This is a genomic window from Pseudomonas sp., from assembly GCF_030696055.1.
Classification (GTDB): domain Bacteria; phylum Pseudomonadota; class Gammaproteobacteria; order Pseudomonadales; family Pseudomonadaceae; genus Aquipseudomonas.
Map to the genome: position 1 here is coordinate 1 of NZ_JAUYNP010000123.1, position 16812 is coordinate 16812.

Below are 16812 nucleotides of genomic sequence, written 5' to 3' on the forward strand. Positions count from 1 at the left end.
TCCGCTCCCGGATTGCATCCGGGCTACGCGCTGCGTGCGACACGGAATTGGGACATAGCCTTTTTATAGCCAACCGTAATGCTTGAAGCTGGCATACAGGCCAATGCAGCCAGTGCCGATCATGCCGAGCACACCGAAATAGCCGAACTGCCAGGCCAGCTCCGGCATATGTTCGAAGTTCATCCCGTAGATGCCCGCCACCGCCGTGGGGAAGGCCAGGATCGCCGCCCAGGCGGCGAACTTGCGCTGGGTGATGCTTTGCCGCGAAGACTCCAGCAGCAGGCCCAGCTCGATGGCGTGGTCGGCCATTTCACGCAGGGTGGCCAGGTCTTCCAGCAGGCGGTTGACGTGGATGGTCACGTCGCGAAAGTAGGGGCGCATATTCTTGTCGATAAAGGGGAAGTCCAGGTGCTGCAGTTCCTGGCAGATCTCCGTCAGCGGCCCTACATAGCGGCGCAGGCGCAGCAGGTCACGGCGCAGGCGCTGGATTCGTTCGATATCCTTCTGGGCCAGTGGCCGCTTGAACACATCCTGTTCGACCTCTTCCAGTTCTACGTGATAGCTGTCCATCAGCGGTCGGTAGTTTTCGATCACGAAACTCAGCAGGGCGTAGAGCACGAAGTCTTCGCCGTGCTCCAGCAGCAGCGGCCGCGCTTCGCAGCGTTGGCGCACCTGCGAGTAGGGCGCCGACTGGCCGTAGCGGGCGCTGATGATGTAGCCCTCGCCGGCGAATAGCTGGGTCTCGATAAACTCCAGTTCGCCCTTGACCTGGATGGGCGAATAGAGCACCAGAAACAAGGCGTCGCCGAAGGTTTCCAGCTTCGGCCGGGTATGCCGTTGCAGGGCATCATCCAGCGCCAGCTCGTGCAGGTCGTATTGACGCTGCAGGTTGATCAGCTCCTCGGCGCCAGGATCATGCAGGCCAATCCAGACGAAGTGGCCGGGCTTTTTCGACCATTCCTTGCCTTCATCCAGGCTGATGTCGGTGACTTTCTTGCCTTTGCTGTAGACGGCGGCGGCAACCAGGCGGCCCATAATTTTGTCCTTTCACTGGCGGATGGCATAAGTGCCCAGCTTACTGGCTTGCCGGGGCAGAGTTGAAGCCAACAACCTGCTTTATCCAGGCAAAAGAAAGCCCGGCTTTCTAGGCCGGGCTTTTGTTGTGCACTTGTCAGCGGGCGCCTTGCGTCAGCTCCAGGTCCATGGCCTCGATGCACTGCTGCATCTGCGCGCGGCAGGTTTCCAATAAGTGCGGCAGATCACCCTGGCTCAGACCCGCGGTGGGGATGGCCGGCAGGGAGCGGATCAGAATGCGGCCGCTGTTCCAGCAGTTGAGCCGCATATGTTTGACGTAGGTGCTGACGCACACCGGGATGATCGGCACACCAGCGGCAATCGCCATCTGGAACGCGCCTTTCTTGAACGGCAGCAGGCCCTGGCCGAGGTTGCGCGTGCCCTCGGGGAACACCCAGATCGAGGTGTCCTTGTGCTTGAGGGTGTCGGTGGTGGTGAGCATGGCTTGCTTGGCGCGTATGGCATTGCCGCGGTCGAGCAGCACGTTACCGGCCAGCCAGTAGAGTTGGCCGAAGAAGGGCACCCATTTCAGGCTTTTCTTGCCGATGCTGACGGTGCGCTTGGGCACCACTCGCCCCAGGACATAGAGATCGTAGTTGGACTGGTGGTTGGCCACTATCACGCAGGGCTCTGTATGTTCGAGCAGGGGCTTTACGGCGGTCCTCAGTTGCAGGCGCAACAGCCGGAGGGCCGGCAGGCTATAGAGGCGGGCGCAGAGGCGGCTGTTATCCGGGTTGAACGGGCGGCAGATACCCAGCAGCAAGCCGAGAATCCCGGCGAGGATAAAGTGCACGCCCATGGCCAGCATGCGCAGAAGGAAAAGCATTGGGTACGCCCGTCATAGGAAAAAAGGCGCGCAGTGTACGGTCGTGCACTGTTTTCGGCAATTGATGGGCGGGGCCAGGCGACCTGCGGGAGCGTTGGCCCTCCCGCATTGAGACAGATTCTTGGTTCAGACTCTAAAACGTCCGAGCAGCTGATCCTGCTGGCCGACCTGTTCGACCATCACCGCACATTGACGCACCTGTTCATCGGCGCCACCGGCGACCTCATGGCTGATATCGCGGATATTGGTGGTGTTGCGGTTGATCTCCTCGGTGGTGGCGCTTTGCTCCTCGGCGGCGGTGGCGATTTGCAGGTTCATGTCGTTGATGCGGGTGATGGCCTCGCGAATGCGCCCGAGCATGTCGTTGGCCGCGCTGGCGTCCTCGGCGGTCTTGCTGGCGGTGTCGCGGCTCTGTTGCATGCGCGCCTCGGCCTGCTTCACCCCGGACTGCAACTGGTCGATCATTTGGCGGATTTCCTGGGTCGACTGCTGGGTGCGCGAGGCCAGCGAGCGCACCTCATCGGCCACCACAGCGAAGCCGCGCCCGGATTCGCCGGCGCGGGCGGCTTCGATCGCGGCGTTGAGCGCCAGCAGGTTGGTCTGGTCGGCGATGCTGGTGATCACCGAGAGGATGGACTCGATATTGTGGCTGAGCTTGGCCAGCTCGTTGATCGCATGGCTGGTTTCATCCATCTCCTCGGCCAGGTTCTTGATCGCGGCGGTGGAGCGCGAGACCACGCGCACACCGTTCTCGGTTTCCTGGTTGGCGGCAATCGCCGCCTGCGCGGCGGCCTGGGCATTACGCGCCACCTCCTCGGCGGTGGAGGCCATTTCCTGCATGGCGGTGGCGAGCTGATCCAGCTCCTGTAGTTGTTGCTGCAGGCGGTTAGCCGCCTGATTGGCTTCGCTGGAGGTCAGGGTGGTGCTGGCGCGCACCAGCTTCGAACTGCTCATCACCTCACTGATCAGGCTCTGCAGATTTTGCAGAAAGCTGTTGAACTCCTTGGACACCATGGCGATTTCATCATTGCCGGTGGCCGGTAGGCGGCGAGTGAGGTCGCCTTTCCCGCTGTTCACTTCACGCAGGGAGGCGCCCAGGTGATCCAGGGGTTTGAGCAGGCTGTTCATCAGCACGCCGAGCACTATCAAGCTGATGATTACGCCCAGCACGGTGCCCACCACCGCCCGCCAACTGAGGGCATTGGCCTCGGCCATGATGATGCTCTTATCCAGCACCACGCCTATATACCAGTCCATGCCTTTTAGATTCGCCAGCGGGGTAAAGGACACCAGTAAATCCTTGTCGTCACCCGTGACCTCCTGCAGTTCTTTGTTCAAGGCCAGGCTCTTGCCATCGAACAGTTCGCTGAAGGACTTGCCGTTCAGCTCGGTATTGGGGTGGGAAATGATATTGCCGCTGCGGCTGAGCAGAAAGGCGTAGCCGGCACCGTTGAAGTCCAGGGTGTTGACCGCATCGGATACGGTTTTCAGGCTGATATCGCCACCGAACGCACCTTTGAACTGGCCTTTGTCGGTAAATTTCCCCACTGCCGAGATCAGAATGTCGCCCGTGGTGGCGTCCACGTAGGGCTCCGTCAATACGGCCCGCGAAGCGCTTTTAGCCGCCGCGTACCAGGGCCGTTGGCGTGCATCCCAGGTGGCGGGGGGCGTCCAACTGGAGTCGTTGGAAATGGCCTTGCCATCGGTATCCAGCCCGCCGAACACCAGCAGAAACTGCTCCTTGAGCACTGGCGGGTTGAAGGCCTGTTGGATGCCCTCCGGGCTGAACTGGGCATCGATGCTTTGGGCAATCATGTCGATCAATTGCAGCTTGCCGTTCAGCCAGTTCTCTATTTGTCGGGCCAGGGCATTGCTGGTTTCGGCGATGCTCGCCTCCACCTGACTGCGCAGCGTGCCGCGCACCTGAGTGACTTGCGCCAGTGACAGCAGGCTGGTGGTGAGGAACAGAACTATGGCGGCGGCTAGGCCAACCTTGTGGGCAATCTTCATGACAGGCTCCAGGCAACAATCGCGAACGGATCGGTGGGTGCCTCTGATCCTTGGGGCAGCCTTATCAGTTAAAAGTAATACAGGCTGGGAGGATTGCTTGGTTGCTGGCCATTATTTCGCCACGCAATGCAAACGCCCGGCAAGCGAGGCCGGGCTTTTGCTTGATGCGTTAGCGCATTCAGAGCAGCTGCTGTTTATCCAGCTCGACCGCCTGGTCGAGGGCTTCGAGCAGCGCCTTGCGCACTTTAAGCTTGGTGTTCTTGTGCGCGGTCATATTGATTTTCTTCATCTGCTGGGCGACCGCCTGGGCCGTTGCCAGCAGTTGTTCGGCCGGCACCACCTTGTCGAGGAAGCCGGCATCCACTGCGCCTTGCGGGTCGAACATCTCGCCATTGATCACCGAACGGTGGAATGCCGATTTGCGCAGACGATCGCGGGCCAGCTCGATGCCGGCATGGTGCATGGTCATGCCGATCTGCACTTCGTTCAGGCCGATGCTGAACGCCCCTTCGACACCGATGCGGTAGTCGGCCGATAGCAGGATAAAGGCACCCTTGGCCACCGCATGGCCGGGACAGGCCACTATGATCGGGAAGGGGTGGGCGAGCATGCGGCGCGCCAGAGTCGAACCGGCGGCGACCAGGTTGATCGCATTCTGCGGGCCCGAGGTCATCACCTTGAGGTCGTAGCCACCGGACAGAATGCCCGGCTGGCCGGTGATGATGACAATCGCCTTGTCCTGCTCGGCGCGATCCAGGGCCGCGTTGAAGGCGGTGATCACGTCCGGGGAAATGGCATTCACCTTGCCGTTGCACAGGGTCAGGGTGGCAATGCCATCTTCGAGTTGGTAGCTGATCAGGTCGCTCATGGTCGGGTTCCTTGGACTGAAGTGCAGCAGACGTTACTCATCCGCACTGGCCAGGTAAAGCGCCATGGCTGACTGGTGAGTCAGCCTGTGTGGCCTGCAGGGCTTGCGAGCAACCTCGGTAGCCAACGGCTGTATGGAACTCTCTATAAATGCAGCCTGCTTATTTCGTTCGGGTTTAGTGGGTTTGGCCGGGCAGGCTTCGAGCCCGCCGCAGTGAACAAGCCGACGAATAATCGGCATTGGCATAAGCGCATGAATATTCTGAAAAAACTTTTGCCTTTGGCGGACTGTTCGGCTACATTAGCGCGCCTCGACAGACAGCAATGACCGTCGAGACCCGGTGAAGTGTCCGAGCGGTTGAAGGAGCACGCCTGGAAAGTGTGTATACGAGAAATCGTATCGTGGGTTCGAATCCCACCTTCACCGCCAGATAGATTGACGAAAAGCCCGACCTCGAGTCGGGCTTTTTCGTTTTGGCTGTTTGCTGAATGCTTATTCGTCTTTAAGGTTGATTCAGCACTTACCGGAGCCTCGCATGCGCCCCACCTGGGACATCTTCTGCAGCGTTGTCGACAACTATGGTGACATAGGCGTGACCTGGCGCCTGGCGCGGCAGTTGGTCGCCGAGCATAAGGTGGCGGTACGTCTGTGGGTGGATGATCTGGGCGCCTTTGTGCGTCTCTGTCCGCAGGCGAATCCAGAGGCGGCGCAGCAGCTGCAGCAGGGTGTCGAGATACGTCAATGGCCTGCGCCCTGGCAGCCGCTCGAACCGGCCGATGTGGTGATCGAGGCCTTCGCCTGCCAGTTGCCCGAGGCTTACGTCGCCGCCATGGCAGCGCGGCCAGCCAAGGTGCTGTGGCTGAACCTGGAATACCTCAGCGCCGAGGATTGGGTCGAGGGTTGCCATGGGCTGCCGTCGTTGCAATCCAACGGCTTGCAGAAGTTCTTCTTCTTTCCCGGCTTTACCGCGGGCAGCGGCGGCTTGCTGCGTGAGCCTGAGCTGCTGGCGCAGCGCCAGGCATTCCAGGCCGATCAAGCGGCACGTGATGCCTTCTTATGCAGCATCGGCGTAGAGCCGGTGGCGGGCGCGCGGCTGATCTCCCTGTTTGCCTATGAGAACAAGGCGTTGGCCAGTTGGCTGGATGCCCTGGCCGCCGATAGCCAGCCCAGCCAGTTGCTGGTGCCGGAGGGGCGCATTCTGGCGGATCTGCACGTCTGGCTCGGCGATGGGTCCTTGCCGGTCGGTGCGACGCGGCAGCGCGGCCAGCTGCATATCCAGGTGTTGCCCTTTATCCAGCAGGATCAATACGACCGCTTGCTCTGGTGTTGTGACCTGAATGCGGTGCGCGGCGAGGATTCCTTCGTGCGCGCGCAGTGGGCGGGGCGGCCGCTGCTCTGGCATATCTACCAGCAGACGGAAAACGTGCATCTGGAAAAGCTCGAAGCCTTTCTTGCGCTCTATAAAGAAGGCTTGTCGCCGGCCGCGAGCGAGGCTTTGGCTGACTTCTGGCGGGCCTGGAATAACGGCGAGGCAATGGCCGACAGCTGGCAAAGGCTGCTCGGGAGCTGGCCGGAACAGGCTGAGCATGCCGAAGACTGGTGTCTAGCGCGGGCCTCGCAGACCGATCTTGCCACGACGCTGGTGCAGTTTTACCTAAATTGGCTATGATATGCGGCCTAGAATTCTGTAACTCCATCCAAACCCGGATATTCGTATGAAAACCGCACAAGAAATGAAGGCCAACAGTGTGGCCCTGATCGACGGCCAACCTTGGCTGATCCAGAAAGCCGAATTCACCAAATCCGGTCGTAATAGCGCCATCGTCAAGATGAAATTGAAGAACCTGCTGAGCGGTTCTTCGACCGAAACCGTTTACAAGGCCGACGACAAGCTCGAGCCGGTTATCCTCGATCGCGTAGACGTGACTTACTCCTACTACAGCGAACCGAACTACGTCTTTATGGACAATGAGTTCAACCAGTACGAGCTGAACAAAGACGACCTGGAAAGCGTTATGCCTTACATAGTCGATGGCATGACCGATGTCTGCGAAGCCGTATTCTTCGAAGGCAAAGTGGTTTCGGTTGACCTGCCGACCACCATCGTGCGCCAGATCACCTACACCGAAGGTTCCGCCCGTGGCGACACCTCCGGCAAAGTGATGAAGCCAGCCAAGCTGAGCAACGGTACCGAGATCAAGGTTGCTGACTTCTGCAACATCGACGACTGGATCGAAATCGATACCCGTACCGGCGAGTACAAATCCCGCGCTAAAGCTCCGGTCTAAGATCGGCGTTAATCGCGAGCAGAAAGAGCCCGGCCTTAGCGCCGGGCTTTTTTCTGCCTGGGATTTAGCTTGGGCCTGCTTTAGGCGCGATTCAGGCCGCTGTGCAGCGCCAGATCCCAGGGCGCGACTGGGCCGAAGCGGCTCTTGAGAAACTCCAGCAGCAGACGGCTGCGCGAGTCGGTTTCCCGTTCCAGGCGCAGGGCGTAGATGCCGCTGGGCTCGGGCGCCGGCAGGCTGTTTTCGCAGAACAGCGGCAACAACTCGCCACGCAGCAGGTAGTCGCTGATCAGCCAGGTCGGCAGGTGGGCGATGCCGAGTCCTGCGAGGGCGCTGAACAGCAGGGCCTCGGCGTTGTTGGCGGTCATCCGTAGGCGCTTGGGCCGGCACAGTTGCAGCTTGCCGTCCTGCTCGAAGCGCCAGGCATAGGGAGGCGCCAGGCCGTCCCAGTCGAGGCCGTCATGCTCGAGCAGTTCGCTGGGGCTGCGCGGCACGCCGCGTCTGGCCAGGTAATCCGGGCTGGCGCAGAGCACCCGCACCATGGGCGACAGGGCGGTGGCGACCAGGCGGGTATCGGCCAAGGGGCCGATGCGCAGCACCAGATCGACTTCGCCGAGGTGCGCGCCGTGCAGGTCGACAAAGCTGTCGATCAGGCGCAATTGCACATCCAGTCCAGGGTAGGCGAGCAGAAATTCGGCGATGGCCGGGGCCAGATGACGGCGGCCGAAAGGCGCGGGGGCGTCGATGCGGATCAGGCCTTCGGGGGCGCTGCTCAGGGACACGGCTTCGGCGCGGGCCAGGTGCAGTTCGGCGAGGATGCGCCGCGCCCGTTCGGCAAAGGCCAACCCGGCCGGCGTGGCCCGCACCGCATGGGTGCTGCGGCTGAACAGGCTGCTGCCCAAAGAGCGTTCCAATGCATCGATGCGCCGCGCCACGGCCGAGGGCGTCAGGGGATGGCGGCGGGCGGCGGCGGAAAAGCTGCCGCTGTCCAGCACGTCGAGAAACAGGCTGAGCTGATCGGTCAGGGCATCTGGATTCATGCGCAGGCTCGGCTATGCGTTGAAGGCACAGCCATTGTGCGTGGCTGTGCGTTTCCCTGCCAGTATCCAGTGATTAGGCTGGCGGCTCCTTATCTGGAGCGATTCGATGGACCTGCTCGATTTTGCCCTGAATCTGCTGCTGGGCCTGGCGCTCGGCACCCTGGGTGGCCTGTTCGGCATAGGTGGCGGGCTGATCGCGATTCCGGCGCTGGGCGTGCTGTTCGATCTGGATCAGCAGCTGGCCCAGGGCACGGCCCTGGTGATGGTGGTACCCAATGTGCTGCTGGCGCTATGGCGCTACCACCAACGCAACCGCATCGAGCCGCGCCATGCCCTGACCTTGGCCCTGAGCAGTTTGTTGTTCGCGCTGCTCGGCGCCCGCTGGGCGGTAACCCTGGATGCCGAGCGCATGCGTCTGGGCTTTGTGATCTTTTTGCTGCTGTTGGCGCTGTACAACCTGTCTCGGCTGTTTTTCCGCCCGCCTGCGGCCCTGGCCGAAATGCGCTATCCCTGGCCCTGGCTGAGCGTGCTGGGCAGCGGCGCGGGCTTGCTCGGCGGCTTGTTCGGGGTGGGCGGTGCGGTGCTGGCGACGCCCGTATTGACCGGCCTGTTCGGCACCACCCAGGTGATGGCCCAGGGGCTGTCCTTGGCCTTGGCGGCGCCCAGCACCGGGGTGACTCTGGCCACCTATGCGCTGCACGGCCATGTCGACTGGCTGCTGGGACTGCCCTTGGCACTGGGCGGGCTGCTCAGCATCAGCTGGGGTGTGCGTTTCGCCCATGCCTTGCCCGAGCCGCTGCTGCGCGCCTTGTTCAGCGCCTTCCTGCTGCTCTGCGCACTGTTGCTGGGGCTTAAAGCCTGAAGCCTTCGACTATCTGCTCGGCCAGGGTGTCGGTGACCTGGGATTGGCTGTGGCTGTTGCGCAGCAGCACGATGCTGGCGGAGGGCAGCGTCGGCAGGCCTTCGGCTTCGCCGATAATCTGCAAATCCGGGGTGATCAGGCTCTGCAGCTGTGCGGTAATCGCCAGACCGGCGCTGACCGCGGCCATGATCGCCGACAGGCTGGGGCTGGTGTAGGCGATGCGGTAGCTGCGGCCCAGGGCGTCCAGGCCATTGCAGGCCCAGGAGCGGCAGAAGCACTGCGAGTTGAACATCGCCAGGGGCAGGGTGTCGCGCTCATGCAGATTGCTGCCACGGGCCTGGGCCCAGACCAGATGCTCCTGACGCAGCAACTGACCGATTTCGGTCCCCGGTTCGCGGGTGACTATGGTCAGGTCCAGATCCTGGCGTTGCAGCAGTTGGAAGGAGGGCTCGCAATGCAGCTCCACCTGCACCAGCGGATAGGAGCCGGCGAAGCGCACCAGGATGCCCTGCATAAAGCGCATCACATAATCGTCCGGCGTGCCGATGCGCACGGTGCCGACCATATGCGGCTCGCGCATGCTGTTCATCACTTCGGCGTGCAGCTTGAGAATGCGCCTGGCGTAACTCAGCAGCAGCTGTCCCTCGGCGGTCAGGCTGAGCTGGCGGCCGTCGCGCTGGAACAGCGGGCGCTGCACCACGTCGTCCTCCAGGCGCTTCATCTGCATGCTCACCGCCGACTGGGTGCGGTTGACCATCTCCGCCGCACGGGTAAAGCCGCCGTGGTCGGCAATGGCGACAAAGGTACGCAGCAACTCGCTGTCGATACTCGGGTAGCTGGCCATCCATCAATCTCCGAGATGCATTGCATAAGAAACATTCGTTGGATTGATCATAAGCCTAGCGCGAGACTGTCGCCAACCCCACAGGAGGGCGACGAGATGAAAGGTCAAAAAGGTTATGCACTAGTAGCGGCAGCACCCCGGCATCTGAGTCTGAGCGCACTGGCCAGAAAATTTGAACAGCAGCTTAAACGCTGGTATCAGTTGGCTGAACAGCGCCGGCGCTTGGCCTCGCTCAATGAGGCGGCGCTCAAGGATCTTGGCCTGAGCCGGGGCGATGTGATGCAGGAATCCGAGCGGCCATTCTGGGATGATCCCTTGGCGCAAACATTGAAAAATCACCAACAACAGGCTGTGTGAAAACGTAACGAGCGAAGGTTAGGCAAGGCAAAAACAGGCGAGGAAGCGGAGTTTACTGGCTGTAAATGAGCATTCCGAGTCTGTTTTTAACGCCGCATAACCGAGCGCAGTAGTTTTCACACAGTCTGAACAAGGACGCTGATATGCAGGTACGGATAGTCAACGCCTTTGTCGAAGGCGAGCAGGGCGGCAATCCCGCCGGCGTGGTGTTGCAGGCCGATGCGCTGAGTGCGGCGCAGAAGCAGGCGATAGCCGCGCAGGTGGGGCTGTCGGAGACCGCCTTCGTGTCCCGCTCGGGAAGCGCGGCGTTCAAGTTGGAGTTCTTCACGCCAACCCGGCAGATCGCCCATTGCGGCCATGCAACCGTGGCCACTTTTTCCTTGTTGCGTCAGCTGGGGCTAGTCGGCGAAGGCTGGAGCAGCAAGGAAACCATAGACGGTAACCGCGACATCCTATTGCAGGGCGACATGGCGTTTATGGAGCAACGCCAGCCGCAGTACCTGGATCTGCGCAGCGAGCCGCAAGCCCTCGCCGAGGTGCTGGCCGCCCTGGGCATAACGCCTGAGCAATTGTTACCCGGGTTGTGGCCGACCCGGGTGAATACCGGGGCGTCCTTCGTCATAGTGCCGCTGAGCGACGAGGCCAGCCTGGCCGCCATTGTTCCCGATCAGACTGAATTGGCGCGGCTCAGCGAGCAGTTTGACTTGATCGGTTTCTATCTGTTTTCCCCGCAGACCCGTGAGCCCGGGCGGAATGCCGGCGCGCGGATGTTCGCGCCGCGCTATGGCATTGATGAGGAGTCCGCCACCGGCATGGCCGCTGGGCCTCTGGCGTGCTTTCTTCACGACTACCTGGGTGTAGCCGGCCCGCGCTTGTTGATCGAACAGGGCTACCTGATGCAGCCGCCATCGGCGAGTATGATCACCGTCGACCTGCAGTTGGCCGAGGGGCGCATCGAGCGTCTGCTGGCCGGCGGCAAGGCGCAGGTGATGAGTGAAATGCCCCTAGAACTGTAAAACGCACAAGGAATGAGCATGTCCCGCTACCAACTCGCGCAACTGAATATCGCCAGCATGCAGCAGCCGCTGGAATCTCCAGGCATGGCGGATTTCGTCGCCAATCTGGAACGCATCAATGCCTTGGCCGAGGCTTCGCCGGGTTTTGTCTGGCGCCTGCAGGACGAGGCGGGGGATGCCACCGCCATCCGTCCCTTTGGCGAGGAGGTGCTGGTCAACCTGTCGGTCTGGCGCGATGTCGAGGCGCTCAAGGACTATGTCTATAAGTCCGCCCACGCCGAGATGCTCAAGCGTCGCAATGAATGGTTCGAGCGCATGGGCGAGGCGCATATGGTGCTGTGGTGGGTGCCAGCCGGCCATCTGCCCAGCGTCGGAGAGGCCGCCGAGCGCCTGCAGTTACTGCGCGAGCAGGGGCCGAGCGCGCAGGCATTCAGCTTCCGTCAGGCCTTTCTGCCTGCCGATAGCCAGGCTGTCGCGCTGGAGCAGTCCTAAGTCAGGCAGGCTGCTAGCCTTCTGCTCTATGACCGACTCCCTATCCCTTGCCCAAGCCCGTCGCCTGGCCCTGCGTGCTCAGGGCTTCGGCTGCGCCGTGTCAGGCGCAATCGGCCCTCGCCAGCTGCTGGCGCAGATTCAGCGGTTGGGTGCGCTGCAGATCGACTCGGTGAATGCCCTGGTGCGTTCGCACTATCTGCCGCTGTTCTCCCGTCTTGGGCCTTACGAGCCAAGCCTGTTGGAGCAGGCGGCCTGGAGCCAGGGGCGGCGGCGCAGTTTATTCGAGTATTGGGGGCACGAGGCTTCGCTGCTGCCACTGTCGTGTTATCCCTTGCTGCGCTGGCGCATGCAGCGGGCGCGCAGCGGCGAGGGTATCTATCGGCAACTGGCGCACTTCGGCCGCGAGCAGCAGCCGCTGATTCGTCAGGTCTTGCGCAGCGTCTGCGAACAAGGCGCCCTGGGTGCCGGCAGCCTGGGCAAACGGGCGGCAGGCAGCAGCGGCTGGTGGGGCTGGAGTGCGGAAAAGCATGCGCTGGAATGGCTGTTCGCCGCCGGCGAAGTGACGGTGGCGGGGCGGCGTGGCTTCGAGCGCTTGTACGATCTGCCTGAGCGGGTATTGCCGGTTGCGCTATTACGCGTTGCCGAGGTGCCTGAGGCCGAGGCCCAACGCCAGCTGCTGTTGCGGGCGGCGCAGGCGTTGGGGGTGGCCACGGAAAAGGACTTGCGCGATTACTACCGCCTGGACGCAGCCGATAGCCAGGCGCGCCTGGCCGAGTTGCTCGAGGCCGGCGAGTTGCAGCGGGTGCAGGTGCAGGGTTGGACGCAGCCCGCCTACTGCCGGGGTACTCCGAAGATACCGCGCAGAATCGAGGCCAGTGCCTTGCTCTCGCCCTTCGACTCGTTGATCTGGGAGCGGGCGCGTACCGAGCGGTTGTTCGACTTCCGCTATCGCCTGGAAATCTACACGCCGCAGCACAATCGGGTGTACGGCTATTACGTGTTGCCCTTTCTGCATCACGAACGCCTGGCGGCGCGCCTGGATCTGCGCGCCGAACGCGCACAGCAGTGCCTGGCGGTGCACGCCGTGCATGTGGAGGCGCCAGGCCTGGATGACGAGGGCCTGGCGGCGCTGGCGCGCAACCTCCAGGCATTGGCCACTTGGCTGGGGCTGCGCCAGATCAAGCTCAACTGCCAGAGCGTCGCTGCCGCACGCTTGCGCAGTCATCTAGCCTGAGGCTGTCGGATCGCCGGATCGCCGGATCGGCAATTGTGTACGGCTTCCGCTACAATGCGCGCCGAATTTGTCTTGTCCGAGAGCCCAGCCATGTCCGCTTGCCAGACCCCGATCATAGTTGCCCTGGATTTCCCGACCCGTGATGCCGCCCTGGCGCTGGCCGATCGGCTCGACCCAAAGCTGTGCCGGGTCAAGGTCGGCAAGGAGCTGTTTACCCGCTGCGGCCCCGAGGTGGTCGGTGCGCTGGCGGGCAAGGGCTTCGAGGTGTTTCTCGACCTGAAATTCCACGATATCCCCAACACCACCGCCATGGCGGTCAAGGCCGCCGCCGAGATGGGCGTGTGGATGGTCAACGTGCACTGCTCGGGCGGCCTGCGCATGCTGGCGGCTTGTCGCGAGACCCTGGACCAGCTGAGCGGCGCCAAGCCGCTGCTGATCGGCGTGACCGTGCTGACCAGCATGGAGCGCGAGGACCTGGCCGGGATCGGCCTGGATATCGAGCCACAAGAGCAGGTGCTGCGCCTCGCCGGGCTGGCCGCGCAAGCCGGGCTGGACGGCCTGGTCTGTTCCGCCCAGGAAGCCCGGGCGCTAAAAACCGCCTATCCGACGTTGCAACTGGTGACCCCGGGCATTCGTCCGGCCGGCAGCGCCCAGGACGATCAGCGGCGTATCCTGACTCCGCGCCAGGCCCTGGAAGTCGGCTCCGACTATCTGGTGATCGGCCGACCGATCAGTCAGGCCGCCGACCCGGCGCAGGCTCTGGCGGCCGTGGTCGCCGAGCTTTCCTAAGGGTTTCACAACGCTCTTAATTCGACTCAATCAGGTTTTTGCCATGCACCCTGCCGCCGAAGATTCGCCCCTGGGTAAAGCCAGCGAATATATCGCCACTTACACGCCGTCCCTGCTGTTCCCCATTCCCCGCGCGCCCAAGTGGGCCGAGTTGGGACTGAGCGCCGAGACCCTGCCTTATCAGGGCGTGGATTTCTGGAACTGCTTCGAGCTGTCCTGGTTGCTGCCTTCGGGTAAGCCGGTGGTGGCCATAGGCGAGTTCGCTATTCCCGCCGATTCGCCGCATATCATCGAGTCCAAGTCGTTCAAGCTGTACCTCAACTCGCTGAACCAGACGGTGTTCGCCGATAACGCCGAAGTGCTCGCGGTGCTGGTCAAGGATCTTTCGGCGGCGGCGGGTAAGCCGGTTGGCGTGCGCCTGCGCAGCCTGGCGGAAGTGACCGCGGAGGGCGTGGTGAGTGCGCCGGGCCTGTGCATCGATGAGCTGGATGTGGCGATCAGCAATTACGTCCAGCCGCAGCCTGAATTGCTGCGCTGCGACTCGACGCGGACGGTGGAGGAAAGCCTGCACAGCCATCTGCTCAAATCCAACTGCCCGGTCACCGGCCAGCCGGACTGGGGCACTGTGGTGGTGCAATACCGCGGCGCGGCCTTGGATCACGCCAGCTTGCTGGCCTATCTGGTGAGCTTCCGCCAGCACGCGGATTTCCACGAGCAGTGCGTCGAGCGGATCTTTCTCGACTTGCAGCGCCTGCTCAAGCCCGAGCAGCTGACTGTCTATGCCCGCTATGTGCGTCGCGGCGGGCTGGATATCAACCCGTACCGCAGCAGCGCCGCGATAACGCCGGATAATCGCCGTTTGGTCCGCCAGTAACGCAAAACCCCAGCCAAGCAGCTGGGGTTTTTCTTGCTGCAGGGGATCAGATGCCCATATTGGCCAGGCTCTGCATGATATTGCGCAGGGTGCCGGCCAGGGTCGGGTGGCTGGCTTCGAAGCGCTCCACCGCCAGATTGACTCCATCGATCAGCGAGGCGTCCGGCGCGGCGGCGGCCTGGCGGGCCAGTTGCAATTCGATTTCCTGGGTCAGGAGCAACAGCTCGGCCCGTTCTTCTTCGCTGAGCGGCGGCTCTTCGGCCAATTGATCGCGCAGGTCTTGCAGTTGTTGCTGCAGGCGGTTTGCAGGCATGGGCTTGTCCCTCTTGATACATCAATAGATTGAGCCGACGCTTGAGCGCAAGGCATAACTTCAGGTTAATCCAAGCGCTGGTGCTTTGCTTGTTTTGGATCAAGCCAGGCGTTCTTTAGGGGCACTTGGCTTCTGGCGTCAGGGCTTTTCGCCTTTCTGCCGGCGCTGCGCCAGCTCGGTCAGGCAGGCGGGCAGGTCGCTCAGCTGATCTATCACCGAATGCACGCCCAGGCGGTACAGGCTCAGGGTGGCCTGACTGCGCAGCTGATCGCGTTGCGCGCACGCGAGACTGTGCCAGTCCGCCAGCGCCTGGCCGCAGAGTGGCCCGCAGATGGCCAGGCCTATGGTCCACAGCCCGGCATGGATGCCGGCCTGGAGCAGGCGCGGTTCGCCGCTGATCAGCACGCAGCCGTCGAGTTGCTCGACCTGCAGCTCGATCAGGCTGTGCCAGATGGCGTCAGGCGCCGGCCAGGGCCTATGGCTGCGCTGCGGGGCGGCAGGCAACCAATCGGGCAAGGCGCTGGCCAGAGTGACGCTGGCGTCCCGCGGTAGCTCATCCAGCCAGGCGCAGGGCACGTCTTGTTGTCGCAGCTGCGCCAGTAGCTCCAGGGCACCTGGGGTGGCCTCGGCATGCTCGTCGGCCGCCTCGCTCAAGGCGTGCTGGTAAGCCAGCAGTTCATGGGCTTGCGGGCTGCGTCCGAGCAGCTGGTGCAGATCGCGCTGTGGGCTGGCGTTCGGGTAGAGGCGCTGCAACGCCACGGGCACGGTCCGCGCGCCGAAATCGACCAGGCAGCCGGACAGACCGAACAAGAGGGCGCTGAAGCGAGGGGGTGTGGGCAGCATGGGCATTGGGGTCATCCTTGTCGTCAGGCCCAGCCTAAGGCCGGCAGATGACAGGCCGATGAACCTGGGTGCGGGGCATGGGGCAGCAAGGATATTCTCGGATTTTGTTGATTCGCCATGCTGCCCATTGAAGGGCCTGAGGTCTTATACTGCGCGCCTTGAAATGGCTGCCGGCAGGCCGCCTACCACCCCTCTCGAGGAGAGCCTGTAATGCGTGTGATTGCTGCGAACTGGATTGAGCGGCTGGGCGGCGTGCTGGTCTGTGCGGCTTTGCTGCTGCCGGCGCTGGCTCAGGCCAGTGAAGAGGACCCTTGGCAGGGCTATAACCGCTTTATGTTCCGCATCAACGACAACCTCGATGCCTATACCCTGAAACCGTTGGCCAAGGGCTATCAGGCGGTGACGCCGCAAGTGCTGGAGGACGGGGTGCACAACGTCTTCAGAAATATCGGTGATGTCGGCAACCTGGCGAATAACCTGTTGCAGGGCAAGGTGCACGATGCCGGGGTGGACACCGGCCGGCTGATCTTCAATACCAGTTTCGGCGTGCTGGGCTTCTTCGATGTAGCCACGAGCATGGGCCTGCAACGCAGCGATGAAGACTTTGGCCAGACCCTGGGTGCCTGGGGCCTGGGCAGCGGACCCTATGTGGTATTGCCGCTGCTGGGGCCGAGCACGGTACGCGATGCGTTCGGCAAGGTTCCGGACAGCATGCTCACCGCCCAGGCCTATATCGACCATGTGCCGACGCGTAATGTGGTGCATGGGATCAATGCCGTGGATACCCGCGCCAGCCTGCTGTCGGCCGAGCGCCTGATCAGTGGCGACAAGTACCTCTTTATCCGCAATGCCTACCTGCAGAACCGCGAGTTCCGGGTGCGTGATGGCGAGGTGGAAGACGACTTCTGATCCCTCTGTCACCGATACGAAAAAGGCGGCCTAATCGGCTAATGCCAGTCAGTTAAGCTGACTGGCATTTTTATTTCTGATCGGATACTTCGACGATTTGAGCCTGATGGCGCGTGGATAGATACGATCTTCTCGTCGATGGGGCAGGACGTAGTGTGGGGCTGAAGCATGCAGTT

18 protein-coding genes and 1 tRNA gene are annotated in these 16812 nt (G+C 62.4%); 11 read left to right on the top strand and 8 right to left on the bottom strand.

The window, feature by feature from the left end:
- Nucleotides 1–63: 63 nt before the first annotated feature.
- The 4 genes from Q8Q83_RS07310 to Q8Q83_RS07325 form a co-directional block, all read right to left on the bottom strand.
- Entirely contained in the window at nucleotides 64–1035 is a 972-nt protein-coding gene (locus tag Q8Q83_RS07310) for a magnesium and cobalt transport protein CorA (RefSeq protein ID WP_305622446.1), read from the bottom strand.
- 136 nt (nucleotides 1036–1171) lie between these two features.
- The gene (locus Q8Q83_RS07315; RefSeq protein WP_305622449.1) at nucleotides 1172–1900 is read right to left on the bottom strand and encodes a 1-acylglycerol-3-phosphate O-acyltransferase; all 729 of its coding nucleotides are present in this window, start codon (nucleotides 1898–1900) and stop codon (nucleotides 1172–1174) included.
- A 126-nt stretch (nucleotides 1901–2026) separates the two neighbouring features.
- Nucleotides 2027–3910 carry a methyl-accepting chemotaxis protein gene (locus Q8Q83_RS07320; RefSeq protein WP_305622451.1) on the bottom strand — a complete coding sequence of 628 codons (1884 nt, stop codon included), beginning with the start codon at nucleotides 3908–3910 and terminating at the stop codon, nucleotides 2027–2029.
- A 178-nt stretch (nucleotides 3911–4088) separates the two neighbouring features.
- Nucleotides 4089–4778: a crotonase/enoyl-CoA hydratase family protein gene (locus Q8Q83_RS07325; RefSeq protein ID WP_305622453.1), complete on the bottom strand. Its 690-nt coding sequence runs from the start codon at nucleotides 4776–4778 to the stop codon at nucleotides 4089–4091.
- A 339-nt stretch (nucleotides 4779–5117) separates the two neighbouring features.
- Here Q8Q83_RS07325 and Q8Q83_RS07330 point away from each other — a divergent pair.
- The 3 genes from Q8Q83_RS07330 (at nucleotide 5118) to efp (ending at nucleotide 7066) form a co-directional block, all read left to right on the top strand.
- A tRNA-Ser gene (locus tag Q8Q83_RS07330) sits at nucleotides 5118–5207 on the top strand.
- 106 nt (nucleotides 5208–5313) lie between these two features.
- Nucleotides 5314–6447, top strand: a complete 1134-nt coding sequence (gene earP, locus Q8Q83_RS07335) for an elongation factor P maturation arginine rhamnosyltransferase EarP (protein ID WP_305622455.1) — start codon at nucleotides 5314–5316, stop codon at nucleotides 6445–6447.
- Between the two features lie 46 nt (nucleotides 6448–6493).
- Nucleotides 6494–7066 (top strand): elongation factor P, encoded by a 573-nt coding sequence (gene efp / locus Q8Q83_RS07340; RefSeq protein WP_305622457.1) that lies wholly within the window; start codon nucleotides 6494–6496, stop codon nucleotides 7064–7066.
- 80 nt (nucleotides 7067–7146) lie between these two features.
- On the opposite strand, the gene Q8Q83_RS07345 is transcribed toward efp, so the two are convergent.
- The gene (locus Q8Q83_RS07345; protein ID WP_305622458.1) at nucleotides 7147–8103 is read right to left on the bottom strand and encodes a LysR family transcriptional regulator; all 957 of its coding nucleotides are present in this window, start codon (nucleotides 8101–8103) and stop codon (nucleotides 7147–7149) included.
- 106 nt (nucleotides 8104–8209) lie between these two features.
- Here Q8Q83_RS07345 and Q8Q83_RS07350 point away from each other — a divergent pair, with 106 nt between their 5' ends.
- Nucleotides 8210–8965 (top strand): sulfite exporter TauE/SafE family protein, encoded by a 756-nt coding sequence (locus Q8Q83_RS07350; RefSeq protein ID WP_305622460.1) that lies wholly within the window; start codon nucleotides 8210–8212, stop codon nucleotides 8963–8965.
- Here Q8Q83_RS07350 and Q8Q83_RS07355 read toward each other — a convergent pair.
- Nucleotides 8955–9809 carry a LysR family transcriptional regulator gene (locus Q8Q83_RS07355; protein ID WP_305622461.1) on the bottom strand — a complete coding sequence of 285 codons (855 nt, stop codon included), beginning with the start codon at nucleotides 9807–9809 and terminating at the stop codon, nucleotides 8955–8957. The two genes, Q8Q83_RS07350 and Q8Q83_RS07355, sit on opposite strands and share 11 nt — an antisense overlap.
- A 96-nt stretch (nucleotides 9810–9905) precedes the next feature.
- On the opposite strand from Q8Q83_RS07355, the gene Q8Q83_RS07360 reads away from it, so the two are divergent.
- The 6 genes from Q8Q83_RS07360 to queF all read left to right on the top strand — a co-directional run bounded on the left by Q8Q83_RS07360 (nucleotide 9906) and on the right by queF (nucleotide 14571).
- A complete protein-coding gene (locus Q8Q83_RS07360) occupies nucleotides 9906–10166 on the top strand; it encodes a DUF1127 domain-containing protein (protein ID WP_305622463.1) in 261 nt (86 codons plus the stop codon).
- A 143-nt stretch (nucleotides 10167–10309) separates the two neighbouring features.
- Entirely contained in the window at nucleotides 10310–11182 is an 873-nt protein-coding gene (locus Q8Q83_RS07365; RefSeq protein ID WP_305622465.1) for a PhzF family phenazine biosynthesis protein, read from the top strand.
- An 18-nt stretch (nucleotides 11183–11200) separates the two neighbouring features.
- A complete protein-coding gene (locus tag Q8Q83_RS07370; protein WP_305622466.1) occupies nucleotides 11201–11674 on the top strand; it encodes a DUF3291 domain-containing protein in 474 nt (157 codons plus the stop codon).
- 28 nt (nucleotides 11675–11702) lie between these two features.
- On the top strand, nucleotides 11703–12908 hold the full coding sequence (locus Q8Q83_RS07375) for a winged helix-turn-helix domain-containing protein (protein WP_305622468.1): 1206 nt from the start codon (nucleotides 11703–11705) through the stop codon (nucleotides 12906–12908).
- A 90-nt stretch (nucleotides 12909–12998) separates the two neighbouring features.
- Nucleotides 12999–13697 (top strand): orotidine-5'-phosphate decarboxylase, encoded by a 699-nt coding sequence (gene pyrF / locus Q8Q83_RS07380; protein WP_305622470.1) that lies wholly within the window; start codon nucleotides 12999–13001, stop codon nucleotides 13695–13697.
- 43 nt (nucleotides 13698–13740) lie between these two features.
- On the top strand, nucleotides 13741–14571 hold the full coding sequence (gene queF / locus Q8Q83_RS07385) for an NADPH-dependent 7-cyano-7-deazaguanine reductase QueF (protein ID WP_305622472.1): 831 nt from the start codon (nucleotides 13741–13743) through the stop codon (nucleotides 14569–14571).
- Nucleotides 14572–14617: 46 nt separating this feature from the next.
- Here the strand turns inward: queF and Q8Q83_RS07390 are convergent, their stop codons facing one another.
- A complete protein-coding gene (locus Q8Q83_RS07390; RefSeq protein ID WP_305622474.1) occupies nucleotides 14618–14884 on the bottom strand; it encodes a DUF4404 family protein in 267 nt (88 codons plus the stop codon).
- A 138-nt stretch (nucleotides 14885–15022) separates the two neighbouring features.
- Entirely contained in the window at nucleotides 15023–15733 is a 711-nt protein-coding gene (locus tag Q8Q83_RS07395; protein WP_305622475.1) for an HAD family phosphatase, read from the bottom strand.
- Nucleotides 15734–15937: 204 nt separating this feature from the next.
- Between Q8Q83_RS07395 and Q8Q83_RS07400 the strand changes: the two genes are divergently transcribed.
- Nucleotides 15938–16636: a VacJ family lipoprotein gene (locus Q8Q83_RS07400; RefSeq protein ID WP_305622476.1), complete on the top strand. Its 699-nt coding sequence runs from the start codon at nucleotides 15938–15940 to the stop codon at nucleotides 16634–16636.
- Nucleotides 16637–16812 lie beyond the last annotated feature (176 nt).

Excerpts from the sequence above, each read along its gene's own strand:
- Q8Q83_RS07310 (WP_305622446.1), bottom strand. The coding sequence starts at position 1,035 with ATGGGCCGCCTGGTTGCCGCCGCCGTCTACAGCAAAGGCAAGAAAGTC.
- Q8Q83_RS07315 (WP_305622449.1), bottom strand. The coding sequence starts at position 1,900 with ATGCTTTTCCTTCTGCGCATGCTGGCCATGGGCGTGCACTTTATCCTC.
- Q8Q83_RS07320 (WP_305622451.1), bottom strand. The coding sequence starts at position 3,910 with ATGAAGATTGCCCACAAGGTTGGCCTAGCCGCCGCCATAGTTCTGTTC.
- Q8Q83_RS07325 (WP_305622453.1), bottom strand. The coding sequence starts at position 4,778 with ATGAGCGACCTGATCAGCTACCAACTCGAAGATGGCATTGCCACCCTG.
- earP (WP_305622455.1), top strand. The coding sequence starts at position 5,314 with ATGCGCCCCACCTGGGACATCTTCTGCAGCGTTGTCGACAACTATGGT.
- efp (WP_305622457.1), top strand. The coding sequence starts at position 6,494 with ATGAAAACCGCACAAGAAATGAAGGCCAACAGTGTGGCCCTGATCGAC.
- Q8Q83_RS07345 (WP_305622458.1), bottom strand. The coding sequence starts at position 8,103 with ATGAATCCAGATGCCCTGACCGATCAGCTCAGCCTGTTTCTCGACGTG.
- Q8Q83_RS07350 (WP_305622460.1), top strand. The coding sequence starts at position 8,210 with ATGGACCTGCTCGATTTTGCCCTGAATCTGCTGCTGGGCCTGGCGCTC.
- Q8Q83_RS07355 (WP_305622461.1), bottom strand. The coding sequence starts at position 9,809 with ATGGCCAGCTACCCGAGTATCGACAGCGAGTTGCTGCGTACCTTTGTC.
- Q8Q83_RS07360 (WP_305622463.1), top strand. The coding sequence starts at position 9,906 with ATGAAAGGTCAAAAAGGTTATGCACTAGTAGCGGCAGCACCCCGGCAT.
- Q8Q83_RS07365 (WP_305622465.1), top strand. The coding sequence starts at position 10,310 with ATGCAGGTACGGATAGTCAACGCCTTTGTCGAAGGCGAGCAGGGCGGC.
- Q8Q83_RS07370 (WP_305622466.1), top strand. The coding sequence starts at position 11,201 with ATGTCCCGCTACCAACTCGCGCAACTGAATATCGCCAGCATGCAGCAG.
- Q8Q83_RS07375 (WP_305622468.1), top strand. The coding sequence starts at position 11,703 with ATGACCGACTCCCTATCCCTTGCCCAAGCCCGTCGCCTGGCCCTGCGT.
- pyrF (WP_305622470.1), top strand. The coding sequence starts at position 12,999 with ATGTCCGCTTGCCAGACCCCGATCATAGTTGCCCTGGATTTCCCGACC.
- queF (WP_305622472.1), top strand. The coding sequence starts at position 13,741 with ATGCACCCTGCCGCCGAAGATTCGCCCCTGGGTAAAGCCAGCGAATAT.
- Q8Q83_RS07390 (WP_305622474.1), bottom strand. The coding sequence starts at position 14,884 with ATGCCTGCAAACCGCCTGCAGCAACAACTGCAAGACCTGCGCGATCAA.
- Q8Q83_RS07395 (WP_305622475.1), bottom strand. The coding sequence starts at position 15,733 with ATGCCCATGCTGCCCACACCCCCTCGCTTCAGCGCCCTCTTGTTCGGT.
- Q8Q83_RS07400 (WP_305622476.1), top strand. The coding sequence starts at position 15,938 with ATGCGTGTGATTGCTGCGAACTGGATTGAGCGGCTGGGCGGCGTGCTG.